This is a genomic window from Halosimplex halophilum (genome assembly GCF_004698125.1).
GTDB lineage: Archaea > Halobacteriota > Halobacteria > Halobacteriales > Haloarculaceae > Halosimplex > Halosimplex halophilum.
On the sequence record NZ_ML214298.1, the window covers coordinates 111,685 to 132,204 of the forward strand.

General features: G+C 71.6%; 19 protein-coding genes. 6 read left to right on the plus strand and 13 right to left on the minus strand.

Annotation, left to right across the window (positions count from 1 at the left end; all coding sequences use genetic code 11):
• The first annotated feature begins 11 nt into the window (after positions 1-11).
• Entirely contained in the window at positions 12-863 is an 852-nt protein-coding gene (locus E3328_RS11690; RefSeq protein ID WP_135364826.1) for a DUF7857 domain-containing protein, read from the plus strand.
• Positions 860-1,540: a MinD/ParA family ATP-binding protein gene (locus E3328_RS11695; protein ID WP_135364827.1), complete on the plus strand. Its 681-nt coding sequence runs from the start codon at positions 860-862 to the stop codon at positions 1,538-1,540. The genes E3328_RS11690 and E3328_RS11695 overlap by 4 nt, the downstream gene beginning before the upstream one ends.
• 17 nt (positions 1,541-1,557) lie before the next feature.
• On the opposite strand, the gene E3328_RS11700 is transcribed toward E3328_RS11695, so the two are convergent.
• The 6 genes from E3328_RS11700 to E3328_RS11725 all read right to left on the minus strand — a co-directional run bounded on the left by E3328_RS11700 (position 1,558) and on the right by E3328_RS11725 (position 8,455).
• Positions 1,558-3,504 (minus strand): ABC transporter ATP-binding protein, encoded by a 1,947-nt coding sequence (locus E3328_RS11700; RefSeq protein ID WP_135364828.1) that lies wholly within the window; start codon positions 3,502-3,504, stop codon positions 1,558-1,560.
• Complete coding sequence (locus E3328_RS11705; RefSeq protein WP_135364829.1) at positions 3,501-5,408, minus strand: ABC transporter ATP-binding protein; 1,908 nt, start codon at positions 5,406-5,408, stop codon at positions 3,501-3,503. The genes E3328_RS11700 and E3328_RS11705 overlap by 4 nt, the downstream gene beginning before the upstream one ends.
• Before the next feature lie 184 nt (positions 5,409-5,592).
• Positions 5,593-6,459, minus strand: a complete 867-nt coding sequence (locus E3328_RS11710; protein ID WP_135364830.1) for a transcription initiation factor IIB — start codon at positions 6,457-6,459, stop codon at positions 5,593-5,595.
• Positions 6,460-6,600: 141 nt separating this feature from the next.
• Complete coding sequence (locus E3328_RS11715) at positions 6,601-7,002, minus strand: hypothetical protein (RefSeq protein ID WP_135364831.1); 402 nt, start codon at positions 7,000-7,002, stop codon at positions 6,601-6,603.
• A gap of 136 nt (positions 7,003-7,138) precedes the next feature.
• Positions 7,139-8,173 (minus strand): Gfo/Idh/MocA family protein, encoded by a 1,035-nt coding sequence (locus E3328_RS11720; RefSeq protein WP_135364832.1) that lies wholly within the window; start codon positions 8,171-8,173, stop codon positions 7,139-7,141.
• A 63-nt stretch (positions 8,174-8,236) separates the two neighbouring features.
• The gene (locus E3328_RS11725) at positions 8,237-8,455 is read right to left on the minus strand and encodes a hypothetical protein (RefSeq protein ID WP_135364833.1); all 219 of its coding nucleotides are present in this window, start codon (positions 8,453-8,455) and stop codon (positions 8,237-8,239) included.
• 107 nt (positions 8,456-8,562) lie between these two features.
• Here E3328_RS11725 and E3328_RS11730 point away from each other — a divergent pair, with 107 nt between their 5' ends.
• Positions 8,563-9,069 (plus strand): DUF7858 family protein, encoded by a 507-nt coding sequence (locus E3328_RS11730; protein ID WP_135364834.1) that lies wholly within the window; start codon positions 8,563-8,565, stop codon positions 9,067-9,069.
• A gap of 59 nt (positions 9,070-9,128) precedes the next feature.
• Here the strand turns inward: E3328_RS11730 and E3328_RS11735 are convergent, their stop codons facing one another.
• Entirely contained in the window at positions 9,129-10,226 is a 1,098-nt protein-coding gene (locus tag E3328_RS11735) for a halocyanin domain-containing protein (RefSeq protein ID WP_135364835.1), read from the minus strand.
• A gap of 162 nt (positions 10,227-10,388) precedes the next feature.
• Between E3328_RS11735 and nirK the strand changes: the two genes are divergently transcribed.
• Positions 10,389-11,474 carry a copper-containing nitrite reductase gene (gene nirK / locus E3328_RS11740; protein WP_135364836.1) on the plus strand — a complete coding sequence of 362 codons (1,086 nt, stop codon included), beginning with the start codon at positions 10,389-10,391 and terminating at the stop codon, positions 11,472-11,474.
• Between the two features lie 335 nt (positions 11,475-11,809).
• Here the strand turns inward: nirK and E3328_RS11745 are convergent, their stop codons facing one another.
• Entirely contained in the window at positions 11,810-12,571 is a 762-nt protein-coding gene (locus tag E3328_RS11745) for a hypothetical protein (protein ID WP_135364837.1), read from the minus strand.
• 245 nt (positions 12,572-12,816) lie between these two features.
• On the opposite strand from E3328_RS11745, the gene E3328_RS11750 reads away from it, so the two are divergent.
• On the plus strand, positions 12,817-14,235 hold the full coding sequence (locus E3328_RS11750) for a UDP-N-acetyl glucosamine 2-epimerase (protein ID WP_135364838.1): 1,419 nt from the start codon (positions 12,817-12,819) through the stop codon (positions 14,233-14,235).
• A gap of 185 nt (positions 14,236-14,420) precedes the next feature.
• On the opposite strand, the gene E3328_RS11755 is transcribed toward E3328_RS11750, so the two are convergent.
• The 3 genes from E3328_RS11755 to E3328_RS11765 form a co-directional block, all read right to left on the minus strand.
• Positions 14,421-14,669 (minus strand): glutathione S-transferase N-terminal domain-containing protein, encoded by a 249-nt coding sequence (locus E3328_RS11755; RefSeq protein ID WP_135364839.1) that lies wholly within the window; start codon positions 14,667-14,669, stop codon positions 14,421-14,423.
• 90 nt (positions 14,670-14,759) lie between these two features.
• Positions 14,760-16,040, minus strand: a complete 1,281-nt coding sequence (thrC, locus tag E3328_RS11760) for a threonine synthase (protein ID WP_135364840.1) — start codon at positions 16,038-16,040, stop codon at positions 14,760-14,762.
• Positions 16,041-16,125: 85 nt separating this feature from the next.
• Entirely contained in the window at positions 16,126-17,115 is a 990-nt protein-coding gene (locus E3328_RS11765; RefSeq protein WP_135364841.1) for a CapA family protein, read from the minus strand.
• A gap of 552 nt (positions 17,116-17,667) precedes the next feature.
• On the opposite strand from E3328_RS11765, the gene E3328_RS11770 reads away from it, so the two are divergent.
• On the plus strand, positions 17,668-19,488 hold the full coding sequence (locus E3328_RS11770; protein WP_135364842.1) for a histidine kinase N-terminal 7TM domain-containing protein: 1,821 nt from the start codon (positions 17,668-17,670) through the stop codon (positions 19,486-19,488).
• A gap of 10 nt (positions 19,489-19,498) precedes the next feature.
• Here E3328_RS11770 and E3328_RS11775 read toward each other — a convergent pair whose 3' ends face one another.
• Both E3328_RS11775 and E3328_RS11780 read right to left on the minus strand, forming a co-directional pair.
• Positions 19,499-19,891: a hypothetical protein gene (locus E3328_RS11775; RefSeq protein WP_135364843.1), complete on the minus strand. Its 393-nt coding sequence runs from the start codon at positions 19,889-19,891 to the stop codon at positions 19,499-19,501.
• A gap of 88 nt (positions 19,892-19,979) precedes the next feature.
• The gene (locus E3328_RS11780) at positions 19,980-20,489 is read right to left on the minus strand and encodes a DUF8173 domain-containing protein (protein WP_135364844.1); all 510 of its coding nucleotides are present in this window, start codon (positions 20,487-20,489) and stop codon (positions 19,980-19,982) included.
• Positions 20,490-20,520 lie beyond the last annotated feature (31 nt).

A 20,520-nucleotide genomic window follows, 5' to 3' on the forward strand; every position in this document is an offset into this window, starting at 1 on the left:
CCAGCGCCGCCATGGTCACGCTCGAGTGGAGTTGCGAACGGAGCGACGGGGTGACGCTCGTCTCGCTCGTCGTCGCGGCCGACCGCCCGTGTCGGGTGCGCGTCGAGAACCGCCTCGACGGCCCGGTGTGGCCGCCGCGGCGGCGGGGACAGCCGGCGACCGGCTGGGACGGCGACGCCTTCACCGGGACGGTCCCGGAGACGGGCCGGCTGACCGCCGGCTACGCGACGCCCGCCCGGCCCGCCGATCCGCCCGCCGAGGTCGTCTCGACGGAACCGGCGGAACCGGACGAAGGGGACGGCGACGGGGAGCCGGCGGGCCCGGCGCCCGCGGTCGAGTCGACCCCCGCGGGCGTCGTCCGCGACCTGGGCGACCCCGTCGTCCCACGGGACAGCGTCCCGCTCCCCGGACGGGACGCCGAACCGTCGCCGGAGGCGGACGACGACACGGGAACCGACCGGGAGCGGCGGGCGGACACCGGTGAGGGCCGGGCGGTGAACGAGGGCGCCGACGCCGAGCGGCTGGTCGTCCCCGGCGCCGTCCGGGCGTGGCTCCGGGACGTCGACGAACGGCTCGACGCCGAGCCGGGGGAGTCGAGGAGCCGGCCCGGCGAGGCGGGGAGACGGCGGGACGGACCCGGGAGTCGAGTTGAAGGGCGGGGGTCCGACGCGGCGCTCGGGGCGGCCGTCGCCGCCGACCGGCGGGCGCTCCGGCGGGTCCGCGGGCGGATCGACGAACTGCTCGCGCGGACGGGCGGGGCCGACCGTACCCCGGAGCACCGTCGAGCGGGCGAATCGGTCGGCGGACGCGAGCCTGCAGACCGCGAGGTGCGGCCCGGCGGAACCGGCGGCGGGGGGCGATGATCCTGGCGGTCGTCGGCGGCAAGGGCGGCGTGGGCAAGTCGACGGTGGCGTACAACCTCGGGGCGGAGCTGGGGGCGGTCGTCGTCGACGCGGACCTGGCGATGGCGGACCTGCCGGCCGACCGGGGGCCGGACCTGCACGACGTGCTCGCCGGCCGCGCGGACCCGGTCGAGGCCGTCAGCGAGGGCGGGCCCGTCGACCTGCTCCCCTGCGGGCGCTCGCTGGCCGGCGCGCGGGCCTGCGACCCGACGGAACTGGTGGCTGCGGTCGAGGCGGTCCGGGACGCGTACGGCCGCGTCGTCGTCGACTGCCCGGCGGGGATGTGCGGCGACGTGGGCCTGGGCCTGCTCGTCGCCGACGCCTGCGTCCTCGTGACCGAGCCCGCGCCGGCGGCGCTCGGTGACGCGCTCCGCGCCCGTGCCCTCGCCCGCGAACTCGACGCCGGACTGGCCGCCATCGTCCTCAACCGCGCGAGCGAGGCGTCGCCGACGGACCTGGTCGCGCGGGAACTCGGCGGCCCCGTCACGACGGTCCCCGAGTCGGCCGCGGTCGCCGACGCGCAGGCCGCCGGCGTCCCCGTCGCGGCCCACCGCCCGGACGCGCCGGCGGCCGCGGCGCTGGCCGACCTCGCCGGGACCGTCGAGCGGGCCTGCGGCGCCCGGAGTCCCGTCTCCTGAGAGGCGTCCCCACCGGTTCAGTCGTCGTCGAGCGCGTCGGCGCGGCGCTCGATCCGGTCGACGAACTCGTCGGGCAGCGACTGCACGTCGCCGACCTGGACCTGCCAGAGCGTGGCGTAGAGCCCGTCGCGGTCGAGCAACTCCCCGTGGCTCCCCCGCTCGACCACCTCGCCGTCGTCGAGGACGACGATGCGGTCGGCGTCCTTGACCGTCGAGAGCCGGTGGGCGACGACCAGCGTGGTGCGGTCGGCGACGAGCGACTCGATGGAGCGCTGGATGAGCGCCTCGGTCTCGTTGTCGACGTGGCTGGTCGCCTCGTCGAGGACGAGGACGGCGGGGTCGTGGAGCATCACGCGGGCGAGGCAGATCCGCTGGCGCTGGCCGCCCGAGAGCTTGACGCCGCGCTCGCCGATGGTGGTGTCGATCCCGTCGGGCAGCCCCTCGACGAAGGTGTCGGCCTCCGCCCGTTCGAGCGCCGCCCAGACGGCCTCGGCGTCGGCCCCGGGGGTGCCGTAGGCGACGTTCTCGCGGATCGTCCCCGAGAAGAGGAACGGGTCCTGGCTGATGAACCCGACCGCCCCGCGGAGACTCTCCAGGGTCACCTCGCGCACGTCGCGTCCGTCGACGCGGACCGCTCCCTCGTCCACGTCGTAGAAGCGGACGAGCAGCTTCAGGAGCGTCGACTTGCCGGCGCCGGTCGGGCCGACGATGCCGACGGTCTCGCCGGGCTCGACCTCGAAGGTCACGTCCTCGACGACGGGGCCCTCGGCGGATCCGGACGGTTCGGGGTCGCCGCCGCGCTCGCTCTCTGGGTAGCCGAAGGTCACTCCGTCGTACTCGACGCGGCCGCGAACGTCGGTCAGCTCGGCCGCGTCGTCGCGTTCCTCGACGGACTGGCTGGCGGTCCGGACGCCGAGCAGGCGCTGGGCGGAGGCGTCGGCGTCCGAGTAGCTCTCGACGACGCTCGCCACGTCCTGCAGCGGCCAGCTGAGGTGCTGGACGTAGATCAGGTAGGTGACCAGGGCGCCGGTCGTCAGCGGCTCGGTGAACGGACCGGGCGGCCCGCCGACCACCCAGACGGCGCCGACGCCGAAGGTCAGCGCCACGGCGACGCCCGTCAGGAAGCGCATCATCGGGTAGTGGTACGACCCCAGGTCGATGGCGTCGACGACGGCGTCGACCACGTTCCGGGACGAGCGCTCGACCCGCTCGCGCTCGTACGGCTCGGCGGTGTAGGCCTTCACCACCGAGATCCCGGTGATCGAGGCCCGCAGCTGCGCGTTGAGCTTGCCCTGCGTCTCGCGGACGCGGCCGTAGATCTCGCCGATGTACCCCGAGAACACGTAGTTGGCGACGACGATGACGGGCGTGACGGCGAGCGCGACCAGCGCGAACTGCCAGTTCAGAAGCGCCATGAGGACGGCGTAGGCGGTGAGGCGGGTGACGACGGTCACCGCGTCGTCGATGGTGTCCGTGAAGAACGTCTCCATGGCGTCGACGTCGTTGTTGAGGATGCTCATCACCTCGCCGGTCTGGTGGTCGTCGAAGAAGCCCATCTCCAGGCGCTGGACGGTGTCGTAGGCGTCGACGCGCACGTCGTGCTGGAGCCGGTAGGCGAACACCCCCCAGGCCAGCGAGCGGACCCACTCGATGGCCTGGCCGACCACCGAGATCGCGAGGATCAGCCCGACGACGAGGTACAGCTGGCCGACCTGCGTCTCCGGGACCAGGTCGGCGGCGACCAGCGGGAGGGTGAACGGGGTCGTGTCGCTGAAGACGGTGTCGAACAGGTAGCCGACCAGCAGCGGGCTGGCGTGGCCGGGCAGCATCCACAGCAGGCGGACCACCAGCCCGGCGAGCGCGTAGGGGAGGTGCGGGCGACCGTACTCCCACAGCAGCGCCAGCACCGGCCACCGGGCGTCGGCGCGGTAGGGGTCGCCGCCGGTCGCGTCCGCGCCGCTCATGCCGACTCCTCCCGCCGGACGCGCTCCAGGAACGCGTCCGGCAGCGCGGTCACGTCGCCGACCTGCACGTGCCAGAGGTTGGCGTAGAGGCCGTCCGCCGCCAGCAACTGCTGGTGGGTGCCCCGCTCGACGATCTCGCCGCCGTCGACGACGAGGATGCGGTCGGCGTCTTTCACCGTCGACAGCCGGTGGGCGACGACGAAGGTGGTGCGGTCGGCCGCGAGGTCAGCCAGCGTCCGCTGGATCAGGACCTCCGTCTCGTTGTCGACGTGGCTGGTCGCCTCGTCGAAGACGAGGATCGCCGGGTCGCGCAGGATGGCCCGCGCGATGGCGATCCGCTGGCGCTGGCCGCCCGAGAGTTTCACCCCGCGCTCGCCGACCATCGTGTCGTAGCCGTCGGGGAGGTCGGCGACGAACTCGTGGGCGCCCGCCAGCTTCGCCGCCTCGACGACCGCCTCGTCGTCCGTCTCCGGCCGGGCGTAGGCGACGTTCTCCCGCACCGTGCCGTAGAACAGGAACGGGTCCTGGGAGACGTAGCCGACCGACCCCCGGAGGCTCTCGACGGTCACGTCGCGCACGTCCCGCCCGTCGACGCTGATCCGTCCGCTGTCGGGCTCGTAGTACCGGAGCAGGAGCTTGAGCACCGTGGACTTGCCCGCGCCCGTGGGGCCGACGATACCGACGGTCTCGCCGGGCTCGGCGTCGAACGAGACGTTCGACAGCGTCGGCTCGTCGCGGCTGGGGTAGGTGAACGTCACGCCGTCGTAGCTGACGGCGCCGTCGGGGTCGGAGAGCTCCTCCGGGTCGGGTCTGTCGACGACGTTGTCGTGCTCGACGACGCCCTGCAGGCGGGTCGCGGCGGCCTTGCCCGTCTGGTAGGCCTCGACCACCTCGGCGACGCCCTGCATCGCCACCATCAGCGAGCCGACGTAGCGGTAGAAGACGTACAGCGCGCCGGCGGTGAGCGTCCCGGTGAAGAAGAGCGGCGGGCCCGAGAGCACCCAGACGCCGCCGAGGACCAGCGTGACGACGCGGGCCAGCTGTGAGACCGTCCGGGTGACGGGGTCCATCGTCGCCGACGCCCAGTGGGCGTCCCACTGAGCCGCGCGGTGGTCCCGGGAGGCCTCGCGGACCCGCTCGCGCTCGGTCGCCTCGGTGCCGAACGCCTTGATGACCGAGACGCCGTCGATGTTGTTGTTCAGCCGGCTGTTGAGGTCGCCGACGCGCTCGCGGACGGCCAGCTGTTTCGGCTCGATCCACTGCGAGAACCCGTAGCTCATGCCGAACAGGACGACCGGGACGACGGCGAGGACGACGGCGAGCTGCCAGTTGAGCCACAGCAGGTACGCGTAGGAGGCGACAGCGACGGTCACCAGCGACAGCCCCCGGGCCATGACGCCCCCGACGATCGACTGGAGTTCCTGCACGTCGTCGTTGAGGACGCTCATCACCTCGCCGGTGTCGTGCCGGTCGAAGTAGTCCATCTCCAGTCGCTGGACGGTGTCGAACACCTCCGTCCGGACCTCGTGCTGGAACGCCTGGCCGAACCGGCCCAGGACCCGCCGGCCCGCGAAGTTCAGGACCGCGACGGCCACGAAACACCCGAACAGCAGGGCCAGCGACAGCCGCAACTGCGCGCTCTGTTCCGTCGGCAGCCACGGATCCGGAACCAGCGGCAGCCGGAACGGCCCCGTCCCGAGCAACACGGCGTCGATGGCGACGCCGATGATCACCGTCTGGAGCCGCGACGGGAACTGCTCGGCCGTCGACAGCGTCAGTCCGCCGACCAGCGACGTCCAGTAGGGCCGCGCGTACTCGTCGAACAGCCAGGCCACCGGGTGGCGGTCGCCGTCCGCGCCGTCGCCCGGCACCGGTTCGCCCGACCCCTCCGCGTTCACACCCATATGGTCACTCCGTTGATAGCCGTCTGGTTTAACAGGTTCGGCCGTGTGGGACACCCTCGCAAGCTGACGGGGCGGCCGCGCCCCGCGGAAGCTGACAGCCCGAGCACGCCTCCAGCGTCTCACCCCCGGCCGATAACTATTTCCGGAACGACACTTTAGAAACTGATCTGACAGGTCCGGCGGCTCAGTCCTCGCCGGCGAGCGCCTGGTAGGTCGCCCGCAGCGTGACCGGCGTCACGTCGGCGGCGTCGGCGGCCTCGGCCTGGGTGAGCGGGTAGGCCCGTTCGTCGGCGGCGGTGTAGAGGCAGCCGGCGGCGACGCCGGCGGGGTTGCGGCCGTCGACGTGGTTCAGCTCGCGGGCGCGCTCGACCAGCTCGCGGGCACGGGCCTCCAGGTCCTGCGGGAGGTCGAGCTCGCTGGCGAACCGCGCGAGGTACTCCGCGGGGTCGATCGGGCCGGTGGGGAGGCCGAGCTCGCGGTTGAGGGCGTCGTAGGCAGCCGAGAGCTCCGCCTTCGACGCGCGGGCGTCGTCGACGACCTCGTCGATGGTCCGGGACACCTCGGCGGTGCGGCAGGTGGCGTAGACCGTCGCGGCGGCGAACCCCTCCAGCGAGCGGCCGCGCAGCAGGTCCTCGTCCTGCGCGGACTCGAAGAGGACGCACGCGCGGTCGCGGACGTGGTCCGAGAGGCCGAGCGCGCCGACGAGCCGGCGGATCTCCGTGAAGCCGTACACCTGGTTGCGCTCGGCCTTCGAGCCGATCTTCGTGCGGTTGTGCTGGCGGCGCATCCGGGCCATCCGCCGGCGCTTGCGGCCCTTGAGGCGGGTCGAGCGGCCGATCTCCGTCGAGAGGCCCCGGTCGTGGCGCGACCGGGTCAGCGGCGCGCCCGTCCGCTCGCGGTTCGTCTCCTCATCCTCGAACGAACGCCACTCGGGGCCGCGGTCGATGTTGTCCTCGGCGACCACGAGGCCGCAGCTCGTACAGACCGTTTCGCTGTCGTCGCTTCGCAGACTCCCCTCGCACTCCGGGCACGCAGTGACTGTCGTGCTCATACGCGACGCTTCGCCCGGAAGGGGATTAATAAACGGTGCGGTAGCCCCCGGTCTCGGGCCGTGAGCCGGCCGATCCACCGACCGGTTACCGGTAGGTGGTCGGTCACCGGGTCGGCCGGTGGCGTGTTCGGCGAGTCGCGGCTACCGCTCGGCGAGCCACTCGCGGGCTTCCGCGCGGTCGCCGGCCATCACGTAGGTAAAGGGCAGGTCCTGGGTCTGGTCGACGAACTCCTCCATCTCCATCTCGGAGATGACGCTGTCGGAGTGGACGGAGACGCTGTAGTCGATGCCCGCCTCGATCTCCTTCGGGATCCACTCCTCCTGGAGCCAGCGCTTGTCCTCGTCGTCGTGGGCCCGGATCCCGCTCGTGTCGATGAGCACCTTCGACTTGTCGTTGCGCCGGATCACGTCGAGCAACTCGTTGCACCCGTCGCGGAACTCCTGACCGGCCGCGAACTCGTCCCACGTGTGGAGTATCGCGTCGATGTCGTCGTCGACCTCGATCGTGTACTTCTCCGCGTCGACCGCGGTCTGCTTCGGCATATCCTATCGACTCCGATTCACCCCCATGAATCCACTCCCCCGAGTATCAGGTGCGATAAAACCGACCTTCGCTGGTGTCGATTCGGACAGAAGCGGAAATGCAGTTCTCGATCGAGACAACGGATCCCGCGACCGCTCACTCGCCCCGGACCTCGTCCAGGTGGACACGCTCGCCGGTCTCGGCCGAGCGGTAGGCGGCGAGGACGATGTCGACGGCCGCGCGCGCCTCGCGGGCGGGGACCTCGGGGTCGCGGCCCTCGCGGACGGCGGCGACGAAGTCGCGGACGACGCCCTCGTGGCCGGCACCGGCGTCGTGGGGGTCGCCCTCGACCTCGCGGGGTTCGGTCTCGGCGCCCCACAGCGACTCCTCGCCGGTCCCGAGGCGGAGTTCGACGCCCCCGTCGTCGAGCGAGAGCGAGCCCTCGGTCCCGTTGATCTCGGTGCGGTCGGTGCCGCCCTTGGTCGCCGTCGTGACCGCGACGGTGCCGACGGCGCCGCTCTCGAAGCGCAGGACCATGGCGCCGGTGTCCTCGCACTCCAGGTCGCGGGCGAGCGCGTCCGCCTCGGCCTGGACGGACTCGACGCCGCCCATGACCCACTGCAGAGCGTCGAGCGCGTGGATCCCCTGGTTCATGAACGCGCCGCCGTCCATCCCGCGGGTGCCGCGCCACCCCGCCGAGTCGTAGTAGGCCTGGGGGCGGAACCACTCCAGCTGGGTCTCGGCCAGCACGGGCCGGCCGATCTCCCCGTTTTCGACGGCCCGCTTCGCGCGGCGGACCGCCGGGTCGAAGCGCCGCTGGAAGACGCCGGCCAGCGGCACGCCGGCGGCCTCGCAGGCCGCGACCATCCGGTCGACCCGCTCGGCGGTCACGTCCAGAGGCTTCTCGCAGAGGACGCCCGCGCCCGCCCCGGCCAGGTCGGTCGCCACGTCGGCGTGGGTCCCGCTCGGCGTGCAGACGCTCGCGGCGTCGACGCCGGCCTCGGCGACCATCTCCCCCGGGTCCCCGAAGGTCTCGGGGACCTCGTGGTCGTCGGCGAACTCCTCGGCGGCCTCGCGGTCCAGATCCGCACAGGCGACGAGCTCGGCGCCGTCGACCGCCGCGACGGCCTCGGCGTGGGTGTTGCCGATGCCCGCGCAGCCGACGATCCCGTACCGCAGTGAGTCAGCCATGCACACTCCGCGCGCGCCCACCCGTAAGTAACCCCCGTCGCCGGAGAGTCGTGCCCCGACGGGTCAGGCGTCGCAGTGCGGGCAGTCGTAGTGCTGGACGCCGTCGAGGTCCAGCCGCCACTCGTAGGCCGCCCCGCAGTCGTCGCAGGTGTCGTCGTCCGCCGACGATCCGGCCTCCCCGTCCGTCATCGAGCCGCTGTCGCCGTGATCGTGGTCGTGTCCGTCCGCGTCGCCGCCGTAGCGTTCCGAGCAGCCGCAGCTCCCGCCGGGCATGTCGTGCATATCCGGTCGATAGGGGCCGCCGGCGACAAGAAGACCCGTCAGACGCGCGACCGACCGTCGTGTTCGCTCCCCAACCATTAAACCGGAGCGGGGAAAAGCCGGTGACAATGGGGCTGGACGAGATCGCCGCGGGGGTCGAGGTCGTCGCCGAGCAGCGCGAGGGGGGCGTCCCGACCGTCGACCGCACGGACGACCCGCTGGCCGACCGGCTCGAACCGTTCGCCGGGGAGCTGCCGTGTTCGCCCGCCGAGGCCGCGGCGCTGGTCGACGCCTACGCCGCCGGCAAGTCCGTCGGCGCCGCCGCCCGGGTCGCCGGGGTCGCGCCCACCGACGGCGCGAAGGCGCTGCACCTGTTCGGCGAGCACGTCTCGCCCGTCGGCCCGATGGGCCGGGAGATCGTCGCCGACTGGCTGGCCGGCGAGCTGCCCCGAACCGAGGCCGTCGAACTCGCGGGGGTCTCCGACCAGGAGTTCGCCCTCGCCGCCTTCGTCGAGACCCACGACCCGATCGAGGGCGCGATGGAGGCGGTGGAGGGCGCGCTCTCGGTCGGCGACGTGGACAAACGGGAGACGCTCGGCGATGCGATGGACGGGCCGGGCGACGTGGAGTTCTGAACGGGCGTCCGCGGTCGAGAACGCGACCGGGGGCGTCGCTCCGAGCCCGCGACCGGCGGTCAGTCCGCGGGCTGGCGGGGGCCGCGGCGGCGGTCGTCGTCGTCTTTGCGCCTGTTCGCCACGACCTGACTGGCGACGAACGGCGCGGCGACGATGGCCCCGGCCAGCCCCCACAGCGAGGTCTCGAAGAGGTCGATCCCGGCACCGCTCCCGGACGCGCCCGCGGGGTTGCCGACCACGACGGCGCCCTTCATCCCGGCTGCCTCGTGGGGCGTGCAGGCGTACTTCACGACCCCCTCGCCGTCGAACTCCAGGGCGTAGGTGTCGCCCTCGGAGCCCTGCATCGGGCTCTCGAAGTCGTGGGACTCGCCCGCGACGTTGTGCTGGCCGCCCTTCCCGGTCCACTCCCAGACGACGGTCGTCCCGGGGTCGACCCGGACGGCCGCCGGGCTGAAGGCGAACGGGCCGCCGTTGCCCTCGGCGCCGACCTCGATGGTGACCTCGTCCTGGCCGGTCCTGTCGACCGTGCCGTCGTAGTTGCCGACGCCGTCGAACCAGCCGTCGTAGTCGGGCTCGGTGAATTCGCCGCCTCCGCCGGATCCGCTCCCGCTGCCGGAGCCGCTGGTCTCGTTGCCGGCGGCGCTCCCGCCGGCGGCGGTCCCGGTCGAACCCCCGCTGGGGACGGTCACGTCGACGTCGCCGACGATGACGGCCCCTTTCATGCCCATCGCCTGGTGGGGGACACAGAGGTACTTCGAGACGCCCTCGCTCTCGAAAGTGTGGCTGAAGGTGGCGCCCGCCTCGGATATCATCTCGCTCTCGTAGCTGCCGTCGTCGGCGACGACGTTGTGGGGCGTGCCCTCGCCGGTCCACTCCCAGACGACTTTCGTCCCCGGATCGACGCGCACGGCCGCGGGCCCGAAGCCGAACGCGCCGTTGTTGGCCTGGACCCCCACCTCGACGGTGACCTCGCTCTCGCCGGTCTCGTCGACGACGCCGTCGGCGTTGCCCACGTTCGAGAACCAGTCGGACAGGTCCGTCGACTGGGCGGCCGCCGGCCGCGCGCCGGCCGCGCCCAGCCCGCCCGCCGTCGCCCCGATAGCGAGGGTCTTCATGACCGTCCGCCGCCCCTCGTCGATGCCGTCGTCCGTGCTCATACACGACCGTTGCCGCCGTCCCCAAATAACCTCACTCGGGCGTTCCCGGAGCCTGGGAACGCCGCCGGGTATCGGCGAACATGTTCGCCACGCTCCTCTCGGGGCGGGAACCCGCGCCCCCCTTATCCGTGCGGTCCACCCACATCCGGATGTGAACCGGTCATGACCAGCAAATCCACCCGTCGGACGTTCCTGAAGACCGGCGCCGCGGCGAGCGCGGCGGCCGTCGCCGGCTGCGCCGGCGAGATCCCCGAGGACAAGGTCACCGTCACGGAGGTCGACAGCGAGCCGCGGTCGCTGGACGCCCCGAAGGAGCCGACGGTCGACCGGGTGGCCGCCGACCCGACGGCCGTCCCCGACCCCGTCGACCGGGACGAACCCGCCACGGTCGAGGCCGAACTCACCACGCGGGAGGTGACCGCCGAGATCGAACCGGGCGTCACCTTCGAGTACATGACCTTCGACGGGCAGGTCCCGGGACCGATGATCCGCGCCCGCGTCGGCGACACGGTCGACCTGACCGTCCACAACGCCGAGGACAACCGGATGCCCCACAACATCGACCTGCACGCGGTCCGCGGGCCGGGCGGCGGCGCCGAGGCGACGATGGTCGGGCCCGGCGAGACCGAGCGCGTCCGCTTCAAGGTGACCTACCCCGGCGCGTTCATCTACCACTGCGCCGTCGCCAACATGGACTACCACATCTCCTCGGGGATGTTCGGCATCATCCTCGTCGAACCCGAGGGGGGCCTGCCCGAGGTCGACCGGGAGTTCTACCTCGGACAGCACGAGATCTACACGGACGGCGAGGCCGGCCAGGAGGGTCACCACACCTTCGACATGGGCGCGATGGCCCGCGAGGAGCCGACCTACGTGCTGATCAACGGCGAGCAGTACGCCATCACGCCGGACAACTACGGCGCGATGGCCGCCGAGACCGGTGAGACCGCCCGCGTCTACTACTGCGTGGGCGGGCCGAACCTCGCCAGTTCCTTCCACCCCATCGGGAGCGTCTGGGACGAGGTCTACCCCCAGGGCGGGCTCGGCGGCCGGCCCCAGCGGAACATCCAGACGACGCCCGTCCAGCCGGGTAGCACCGCTATCGCCACGATGCAGTTCCCGGTGCCCGGCCCGATCAAGCTCGTCGACCACTCGCTGTCGCGGGTCGCCCGCAAGGGCGCCATGGCCGTCCTCGGCGTCGAGGGCGAGGAGGACCCCGAGATCTTCGACCCCGAACCCGAGGACTGAGCGGGACCCGGTCGGAGCTTTCGCCGCTGGCGGGGTTCTGACGGCCTGGCGATACAGTCACGTGAATCGGCATCGAACCCCCCAGCGGGGTGTCAGCAATGACAGCGCAGTCCCGTCTCCCCCGAGGTGCGGTCGCGCTCGCCGTCGTCGCCGTCCTCGCGCCGCTCGCCGCGCTGAAGTACATCTCGCCCGAGCGGCTCTGGCGCGGGTTGTAGGCGGCGACCGTCGCTCGTTCTAGTGACGATGTTCAGTTCGGGTTGCGAATGTATCGACAGCGGTTCACTCGGATTGTGAGGATGTGCAATGCTTCGTGCTGCACACGGGACGCGAATCGGTCACCGATGCGTCAAATAGCGGTGGCCGCCGCTGGCCACTAGTCCGAGCCCGAGGAGCCACTGGAGTACGCCGGCGACGAAACGTAGCGCTGGCCTGCCTGGGTGATAACTGGTGGTGACGACGGCGAATCCGTCGTCTGTCTCGATTATCAGCCCTCCGTCGTCGTACTCGTTGGCGGGGACAGACGGCAGTTCGGTGTCTACCTCTGCGCCGTGGACGTAGTGGTCAGTCGTCAACGAGTCCCGCCGAATCACGCGGCGCAGTTCCGGCGGTGCCCTCTCGATGGGAACGGCGATGGCGTCTAGCGTCTCCATAGATGAACGAGGCGTCAGCGTGACTCTGACCTGGCCCTCCGGCACCGTCTCCGAGGTGCGGTGCGTCGTCCGGGTCCGTTCGTAGAACCGTCCACCGTGGATGGTGTATGCCTGGTCCGCGGTCCAGTACTCGTCCGTTCGGTCGGTGGTCAGCGTCCGCGGTGGGCCACTCCCGTTTAACAGCCACGTCTCTAGTACACAAAGTCGTCGGCTGCTGGTGTCGGTCAAGCCATCACAGCCGATGCCGGCGATGCTCTCCGGTCGGTTGGCCCACTCGTCGTTGACAGAAAACCGCAGGTCGTCGTCGGTGGCAGTGACGGCCACGCGCTGGTACTCGTACCGCTCGCTGCCGGGTGATATAGCGTGGAGGTGGCCCACGTTCGCCAGGAGGACAGCACCGACTACGAAAAAGAACAGTCCTCGACGGGCGGGTGGGTCCAAAGCCATGAACTACCGGTACTGTGTCGAACGGTTATTCATTCGGTCCGTACAGTATGTACTCTGCACTGAGCACTCGCCGAGCGAAGCTCTCTCGAACCACGAGGGCTCGTCAGAGCTCCGCTCTGACGGTGTTTTTCACCCCCGTTTTTGCCGGAGGGATACCCGCAGCGCACCCCCGGCGCGCGAGGATACCTCTCCGGCAAAAAGATGGATGTCGAAACCGACAAGCGGCGCCCGGCGGGACGGCGGGTATGGACGCCGACCCGACGATCTACGACGACCGGCTCGCGGCGGAGATGGACCGCGGCGAGTTCGTCCTCGCGGTCGTCACCGCGACCAAGCCCGACTTCTACAAGCAGGCGCCGGTCGTCGCCGCCGCCCGCGAACGGGGCCTGCCCTGCTTCGTGGTCCACACCGGCCAGCACTACGACGACCTGCTCGGCCACGGACTAGAGGAGTACGACCTCGAACCGGCGATCGCCGCCGACCTGGGCATCCGCGGCGACCTGAGCGAGAAGACCGCCCAGACGATGCTCGCGGTCAGGCAACTGGCCGAGCGACTCGACGAGTGGCCCGACACCACCGTCCTCCCGCTGGTCCACGGCGACACCCACGCCGCCGCGATCTTCCCCCAGGCCTGGCTGTTCGCCACGAACCAGGGGGTGGCCCACAACGAGGCCGGCCTCCGCGGGATGGCGCCCGACTACGACGCCGTCCGCGGAGCGGCGGGGGAACGGTCGGACGCCGGCGGGGCCGCCGACCTCGACCCCGCGGCGCTCGTCGACGCCCAGTGGGACGGCGAGTGGTCTGTCGACCGCACGGAGCCGTTCCCCGAGCAGTACGACACCTTCGTCGGTTCGGCCGCGGCCCGCTACCAGTTCGCGCCCGTCGAACTCAACCGCGAGCACCTCGAATCGGAGGGCTACCCCCGGACGGTCGACGGCGACGAGCGCGTCCCGGTCGTCGGCAACTCCGTCGTCGACGCCATCGAGATGAAAGCCGACCACGGCGGCGAGAGCGTCTTCGACGTGTATCCCGTGCTGGCGGAGCGCGACGACTGGATCCGCGTCGACATCCACCGCCGCGCGAACCTCCTGCCCGGCCGGTTCCGGGCGCTCGTCGAGGGCGTGGTCGCACTCGTCGAGGACGGATACAACGTCAACTTCGTCGAACTCACGGCCACGCGCCACGCGCTCGAACGGCACGGCTACCGCGACCGCCTCCGGCGGCTGGCCGACGAGCGCGAGAACTTCCTCTTCACCGGCCTCTGGAAGAAACACGCCCACGTCTACGAGTTCCTCCGCTCGGGGCAGTGTCTCGCCGAACTCACCGACTCGGGCAGCATGCAGGAGGAGCTGAACCACATCGACGAGGCGGCCTGTCTGACCGCCCGGTTCAACACCGACCGCCCGGAGACGGTCTTCGACGCCGAGACGAACCTGCTCGTCCCGCCCGTCTCCGGCGAGTTCGTCCACGACATGGTCACGCACGCCCTCGAAACCGACGCCGTCCGCGAGCGCCTCCGGTCGGGCCCGGACCTCTACGGCGAGAACGTCGGCGAGCGCATCGTCGACTTCCTCGCCGAGCGCCGCGACGCCGGCGTCTTCGAGTGGTCGCACGAACGGCAGGGCTTCGACGGCCTCGACGGGGAGTCCGTCGACTACCTGTAGCGGCGCGGCTCGGCGGTGAGGGCAGCAGAAAACGGCGTCACGTTAGCTGCCGTACTCCGCTTCGGGGTACTCGACGATGTCAGTCCCACGTTTTTCCGCTCGGGTGTCCTCGCTCGCCTCGCTCGCTGCGGGTGCCACTCGCGCAAAAACGTGGGCGAAAAAGCGCTCGCTCCGCTCGCGGCCGATCAGCTACCGTACTCGGCTTCGAGGTACTCGACGATGTCGTCGCTCTCGGGCATCCCCTCGACGCCGTTGTCGGGGTCGACGAGGACGGGGACGCCGGTCTGGCCGCTCACTTCCTCGACCTCGGTCCGCTCGTCGTGCGACCGGGGGACCATGTGCGACTCGTAGTCGAGGTCCAGTTCGTCGAGTTTCTTCTTGACCTTCGCGCAGTAGGGACAGCCTTCGAGTTCGTACAGTTCGAGGTTCGCCATCACCGACGAGTCGGGACTCGACGGGCAAGAGCCCACCGGTCGTGTGTACCCGCCGCGCAGGAGCGACGCCCGGTCGCCGGAGCCCCGGGACTACTCGGCGAGGTGGTCGAGGACGGCCTCGGTGTCGTTGGGGACCGGTTCGGGGTCGCCGCCGGCCTCGTAGGCGGCGTCGGGGTCTTTGAGCAGGTGACCGGTCGTCAGGCAGACCACGTCCTCGTCGGCGTCGATCTCGCCCTCGTCGCGGAGCTTGCGGAGGCCGGCGACCGAGGCGGCCGAGGCGGGTTCGACGCCGACGCCTTCCTCGGCGAGGGAACGCTGGGCGTCGGTGATCGCCTCGTCGGAGACGGCGACGGCGGTGCCGCCCGTCTCGCGGATGCCCGGCAGCGCCTTCGGGGCGTTGACGGGGTTGCCGATGCGGATGGCGGTCGCGCGGGTCTCGACCTCCTCCCAGCGGCGGACCTCGTCGTTGCCCTCCTCGATGGCCTCGACCATCGGCGCCGAATGTTCGGCCTGGACGCCGGTGAGTTTCGGCACGTCGTCGTCGTCGATGGCGCCGGCCTTCCGGAGCTCGCGGAAGCACTTGTACAGCGCCGCGGTGTTGCCGGCGTTGCCGACCGGGAGGACGATCCGGTCGGGGTACCGGCCCTCGTCGGCGTGGAACCGTTCCATGATCTCCAGGCCGATTGTCTTCTGGCCCTCCAGGCGGAACGGGTTGAGCGAGTTGAGCAGGTACGCCTCGCCGCGGCTGGCGAGGTCCTGGACGATGTCGAGACACGAATCGAAGTTGCCGTCGACTTCGAGGATGCGGGCGCCGTGGAGGCTGGCCTGGGCGACCTTGCCGGCGGCGACCTTGCCGGCGGGCAGCAGGACCAGGGTTTCCATGCCGCCGCGGGCGCCGTACGCGGCGAGCGCAGCGCTGGTGTTGCCGGTCGAGGCGCAGGCCAGGCGGTCGACGCCGACCTCCTTCGCCACGCGGACGCCGACGGTCATCCCGCGGTCCTTGAAGCTCCCAGTCGGGTTCATCCCCTCGTGTTTGACCCGCAGGGTGTTGACGCCGACCTCCTCCTCGATGCGGGGGACGTAGTGCAGCGGCGTGCCGCCCTCGGGCAGCGAGACGCCCTCGTCGAACGGGAGCGCGGCCGAATAGCGCCAGACGCCGTAGGGGCCGCTCTCGGGCGAGCCGCCGGCGCCGAAGTCGTCCCAGGTGGGCAGGTCGGCGTAGCGGACCTCCAGCAGGCCGTCGCAGTCGTCGCAGGTGTAGCGGACCGCCTCGAAGGGGGCGAACCGCTCGCCGCACTCGATGCAGGTGAGCCAGACGCCGTCGTCGGCGACGGCGGGCTCGGACTCGTCGAGGGCCAGGTGTGCGCTCATTGGAGGAACCTGAACGCCCGGCGACCAAAAGAGGGCCGATCGTTCGCGCCCCCCGACGCGGCGATCGGCCGCGCGTCCCCCTCGGCTACCCCACGGGCACCCGCAGCGCCTCGCCGTCGCGTTCGACGGTCGTCCCGAAGGCGGCCGAGCGCTCGGCCATCCGCTCGCGGACCCACTCGGCGGCCGCGCCCTCGGCCGCGTAGACCGCACGGTCGCGGATCTCGATCGGTTCGAGCCGCAGGGACGTGACGCCCGACGCGTCGGCGTCGGCGACGAACAGGAACCCGCGGTCGTTGTGCAGCTCGGGGTCGACGCGGTAGTCGTCGACGAAGTCCCCGCAGTCGTGGAGGACCGGGGTGCCGTCGACCGCCTCGACGCCCTGAACGACGTGGGCGCTGTGGCCGTGGACGAGGTCGACCCGTTCGGCGAGCCACCGGTGGAACGCCCGGAGGGTGTCGTCGGGTTCGGTCTCCATGTTCGGCCCGCCGTGGACCGACGCGACCACGAGGTCGGGGTCCAGCGCCCGGGCGTCGGCGACCATCGACTCGACGGCCGCCCGCGTCGCCTCGTCGTCGGGGTCGAAGTCGAGGTGGACGACGCCGGCGCTGTCCGGGCCGGCGGCGTACTCCGGCGTGTTGTCCGTCGCGGCGACCACGGCGATGTCGAGCCCGTCGACCTCGACGAGCGCCGGTGCTCGCGCCTCGGTCAGCGTCGCGCCCGCGCCGGCGTGGGCGACGCCGACCGCGTCGAGGTGGTCGAGCGTGTCGAGCAGCGCGGGCTCCTCGAAGTCGAGGAGGTGGTTGTTCGCCAGGCAGGCGAAGTCGACCCCCGCGGCGTCGAGCGCGTCGGTCGCCCAGTCCGGCGTCGCCCGGAAGTGGAACGGTCTCTCGGTTCGGGTCCACTTCCGCCCGCGCGTCGAGACGGCGCACTCGAGGTTGACCAGCAGGCCGTCGAGCGCGCGGAGCCGCTCGTGCAGGTCCCCCCAGACTCCCGCCGGCGCGACGCCCGGCTGGCCGTAGCGCTCGTCGACCAGCCGCCCCAGCATCACGTCCCCCGTCAGTCCGATCCGGGGCATACCGTGTGGTACGTGACCGTACCGCAAGTACGTTCGGTCCGGCCCCCGAAAGCGCATTCGAGGACGGGGTCGCGGTGCGGTCGGCGTGCGCTGTCGCGCGTCTCGTCGCGCGACAGCATCGCGCGAGGGATGAGCGACGGCAGGAGCGAATCGGCTGGGGAGGTTCGTGGCCGCTTGCGGCGCTGTGCGGGGTGGTCGCGGTACCGTGCCGTGCGGTCGCGGTCCCTGGTGGACTGAAAGGGCGAGGCGCGCTCGCGTTTATGTAGTCGTCTGAGCGACCGCTACCCGAAGCGGCCTCTGGCCGCGAGGGTATGTCGCTCAGCGACCGCGAGCGCGGCGAGAGCTTTCAGCGCTTGCTGTCCTCTGCGATCGAGACGACTGCTAGCGAGCGGGCCGTGGGACCTCATCACTCTCCGTCGAATGCAACGACGTTCATTCGACCACCGACGACCCAAACGCAACCCGAAACACCCGGCCAAACCGTACGCCGAATCGGGCAGCCCCGAACCCTGGGACCCAAATCCCGAAGTGGCTGTACTCGCTGGATAGCCCATGGTACTCCCGCCGTGGCCGGTGGCGGCATCGTTGCTGGCCGGGGGCGGGACGCTGCTGTTGATCCGTTACCTGTGGCGCTACCGCGGCAAACCCGGGGCGGACTGGTTCCTGGCGAGCCTGGGGGCGCAGGCGACCTGGAGCCTCGCCTACGGGGTCGCGCTGGCGACGTTCGCCGAGCCGGTACGGTGGGCGCTGGAGGTGGTGTCGTGGGCGGCGATGGCCGGGACGGGCGTGTACTTCCTGGCGTTCGCGCTGGCGTACACCGGCCGCGGGGGCGTCGTCGACCGGGCGTGGTGGGGGTTCGCCGCCTTTCCCGGACTGGTCGGGCTGCTCGGGGCGACGAACCCGGTCCACGGGCTGGCGTGGACGGACTTCGAGGTGGTGCGGGTCCTGGGCGTCGCGGGCGCGACCTACGAGCTGCGGCTGTGGGCGCTGCTGGCGGCGACGGCGGGCGTGTTGCTGATCACGGTCGGGAGCCTGCTGCTGTTCGACACGGTCGTCAGCTACGGGCCGCTGTACCGGCGGGAGGCCGTCGCGGTGGGGCTGTCGACGTTCCCGCCGGTCGCGGCGGTGCTGGCCTGGCTCCACGGCGTCGGCCCGGTCGGGGCGGTCAACTTCGTCACCGTCGCCTTCCTCCCGCACGTCGCGCTCGACGCCTACGCGTTCGTCGGCAGCGACATGTTCGAGTTCCACCCGGCGACCCGGCGGGTCGGCGAGCGGGCGGCCATCGACGACCTGGGCGCGCCGGTGGTGATCGTCGACGAACGCGGCCGGGTCGTGACGCTCAACGGCGCCGCCGAGGCGGCCTTCGGCGTCGGGAAGTCGGCGGCGCTCACCCGGCCGCTGTCGGCACTGCTCGGCGAGGACGGCGCCGGATCGATGGCGGCCGACGACCGGACGGCGGCCGACGACGCGACGGAGACGGAAAGCGTGAGGGAGACGGACGACGTGACCGAGATGGAGACCGTGACGGTCCAGTCGGGCGGCCGGCGGCGGATCTTCACGGTGACGACGACGCCGCTTTCCGACGCGGGGGGCACCCACGTCGGCTACACCGTCGTCTTCCAGGACGTGACGGACGAGCGGCGCCGCGAACAGCGCCTCGACGTGCTCAACCGGGTGTTGCGGCACAACCTCCGCAACGACATGACGGTCGTCCAGGGGTTCACCGAGGCCGCCGCGAGGGAGGTCGACGACCCGGCGGTCGGCGACATGCTCGCCCGCGCCGAGGCGAAGGCGACCGAACTGGTCGCGCTCGGGGAGAAGGCCCGGACCGTCGAGCGGGTCCTCGACAGCGAGCCCCGCGCCGAACGGGTCGACGTGGCCGACCTGCTGGCGACCGTGCGAGCCGAGCACGTCGACGCCGCCGACGTGGCCGGGGGGTCCGAGGCGGCCGACGTGGACGGCGAGTCCGACGCGGTCGAGACGGCCGACGGCGCGACCGTGACCGTCGAGGCGACCGACGCGGCGGTCACGACCGACCCGGCGGTCCTGCAGGTCGTCGTCGGGACGCTGCTGGAGAACGCGCTGGAGCACGCCGGCGAGGCGCCGACGGTGACGCTGTCGGCGGAGCCCCGCGAGGGCGCGGTGGCGGTCACCGTCGCCGACGACGGCCCGGGCGTGCCCGACCACGAACTCGACGTGCTGACCGCCGGCGCGGAGTCGGCGCTCGAACACGGGTCGGGCCTGGGCCTGTGGCTGGCCGACTGGGGCGCGACGGCGCTGGGCGGCGACCTCGCGTTCGACACCGGCGACGGCACGCGGGCGACGCTCACCGTGCCCGACGGGGAGACGCGGGACCCGACGGGCGGGTCGTAGGCCCGCGCGACTACGCGCTCGCGTAGCCCGCGACCTCGGTCTCGTCGAGTTTGCGCTCGGCCTCGGCGACGGAGTCGGCGGTCTCGCCGCTGTAGCCAACGTCCCGCGAGCGCCGCTCGAAGGCGTTGACGACGACCTGGCTCGTCTCCTCGTCGGTGACGCGGACGACGCGGTCGACGCCCATCTCCTTCAGTTCGGCCTGGGCGCGCTTGATCGGCTTGGCGGCCTCCGGCGACGGCGGCGTGAACCCCGACAGGTCGTTGACGATGTCGAACCCGTCGCGCAGCCGTTCGGCCGCCTCGACCGTCTCGTCGGCCGCGGTCTCCATCTCCGCGCGGTCCAGCCGGCCGGTGAAGTCCAGGTGCAGTCGGTTCGCCTGCGGGTCCGCCTCTATCTCGTACATACCAGAACCGACGGGGCGATTCTCAATGGTAGGAATACCTTACTCGTTAGGGGCAGGGGGCCCCGCGAAGATCCGAGGGGAGAACCGCTCAGAGCCGGTCTTCGAGGACGGCGCCGAACCCGGCGGCCCCGATACAGAACGCGAGAATCCCGCCGACGCCGGTGAGGACGAGCCCGCCGTTGAGCGCGGCGGCGACGAGGAGCGGTTTCAGCCAGTCGTCGCCCTCGCGGTCGACGAGGCGGTCGGCGACCGCGAGGAAGGCGACCGTCGCGCCGACCGCCCAGACGAGGTACACGAGCAGGCCGAGACCGAGCGCGAACGGGATGCCGATGAGCGTGAAAAAGAGGACGATAATCGCGAGCACGGCGAATATCAGGACGAGGAAGCCGTAGACGAACGAGCCGACGGGGTCGTCGACGACCGCGGCCATCCGGTCTTCGAGGAACGCGGGGGCGACGGCCGTGAGGATGGCGCCGACGACCAGCGTCGTCAGGGCGGATCCGACGGCGCTCTGGACGACGTTGGCCACCGGGTTCAGGTCGACGTCGACGTTCACCTGGAGCACCGCCTCGGCGACCGCCGTCAGCGCTGTGAGCATGTTCGGCGGAGACGACGGCTGCCCTCAAGTA

Coding starts and splice junctions, on each gene's coding strand:
- E3328_RS11715 (WP_135364831.1), bottom strand. CDS start 7,002: ATGCCGAAGCAGACCGCGGTCGACGCGGAGAAGTACACGATCGAGGTC.
- E3328_RS11690 (WP_135364826.1), top strand. CDS start 12: ATGGTCACGCTCGAGTGGAGTTGCGAACGGAGCGACGGGGTGACGCTC.
- E3328_RS11725 (WP_135364833.1), bottom strand. CDS start 8,455: ATGCACGACATGCCCGGCGGGAGCTGCGGCTGCTCGGAACGCTACGGC.
- E3328_RS11695 (WP_135364827.1), top strand. CDS start 860: ATGATCCTGGCGGTCGTCGGCGGCAAGGGCGGCGTGGGCAAGTCGACG.
- E3328_RS11775 (WP_135364843.1), bottom strand. CDS start 19,891: ATGTACGAGATAGAGGCGGACCCGCAGGCGAACCGACTGCACCTGGAC.
- E3328_RS11765 (WP_135364841.1), bottom strand. CDS start 17,115: ATGCCCCGGATCGGACTGACGGGGGACGTGATGCTGGGGCGGCTGGTC.
- E3328_RS11780 (WP_135364844.1), bottom strand. CDS start 20,489: ATGCTCACAGCGCTGACGGCGGTCGCCGAGGCGGTGCTCCAGGTGAAC.
- E3328_RS11735 (WP_135364835.1), bottom strand. CDS start 10,226: ATGAGCACGGACGACGGCATCGACGAGGGGCGGCGGACGGTCATGAAG.
- E3328_RS11700 (WP_135364828.1), bottom strand. CDS start 3,504: ATGAGCGGCGCGGACGCGACCGGCGGCGACCCCTACCGCGCCGACGCC.
- E3328_RS11710 (WP_135364830.1), bottom strand. CDS start 6,459: ATGAGCACGACAGTCACTGCGTGCCCGGAGTGCGAGGGGAGTCTGCGA.
- nirK (WP_135364836.1), top strand. CDS start 10,389: ATGACCAGCAAATCCACCCGTCGGACGTTCCTGAAGACCGGCGCCGCG.
- E3328_RS11720 (WP_135364832.1), bottom strand. CDS start 8,173: ATGGCTGACTCACTGCGGTACGGGATCGTCGGCTGCGCGGGCATCGGC.
- thrC (WP_135364840.1), bottom strand. CDS start 16,040: ATGAGCGCACACCTGGCCCTCGACGAGTCCGAGCCCGCCGTCGCCGAC.
- E3328_RS11730 (WP_135364834.1), top strand. CDS start 8,563: ATGGGGCTGGACGAGATCGCCGCGGGGGTCGAGGTCGTCGCCGAGCAG.
- E3328_RS11705 (WP_135364829.1), bottom strand. CDS start 5,408: ATGGGTGTGAACGCGGAGGGGTCGGGCGAACCGGTGCCGGGCGACGGC.
- E3328_RS11770 (WP_135364842.1), top strand. CDS start 17,668: ATGGTACTCCCGCCGTGGCCGGTGGCGGCATCGTTGCTGGCCGGGGGC.
- E3328_RS11745 (WP_135364837.1), bottom strand. CDS start 12,571: ATGGCTTTGGACCCACCCGCCCGTCGAGGACTGTTCTTTTTCGTAGTC.
- E3328_RS11755 (WP_135364839.1), bottom strand. CDS start 14,669: ATGGCGAACCTCGAACTGTACGAACTCGAAGGCTGTCCCTACTGCGCG.
- E3328_RS11750 (WP_135364838.1), top strand. CDS start 12,817: ATGGACGCCGACCCGACGATCTACGACGACCGGCTCGCGGCGGAGATG.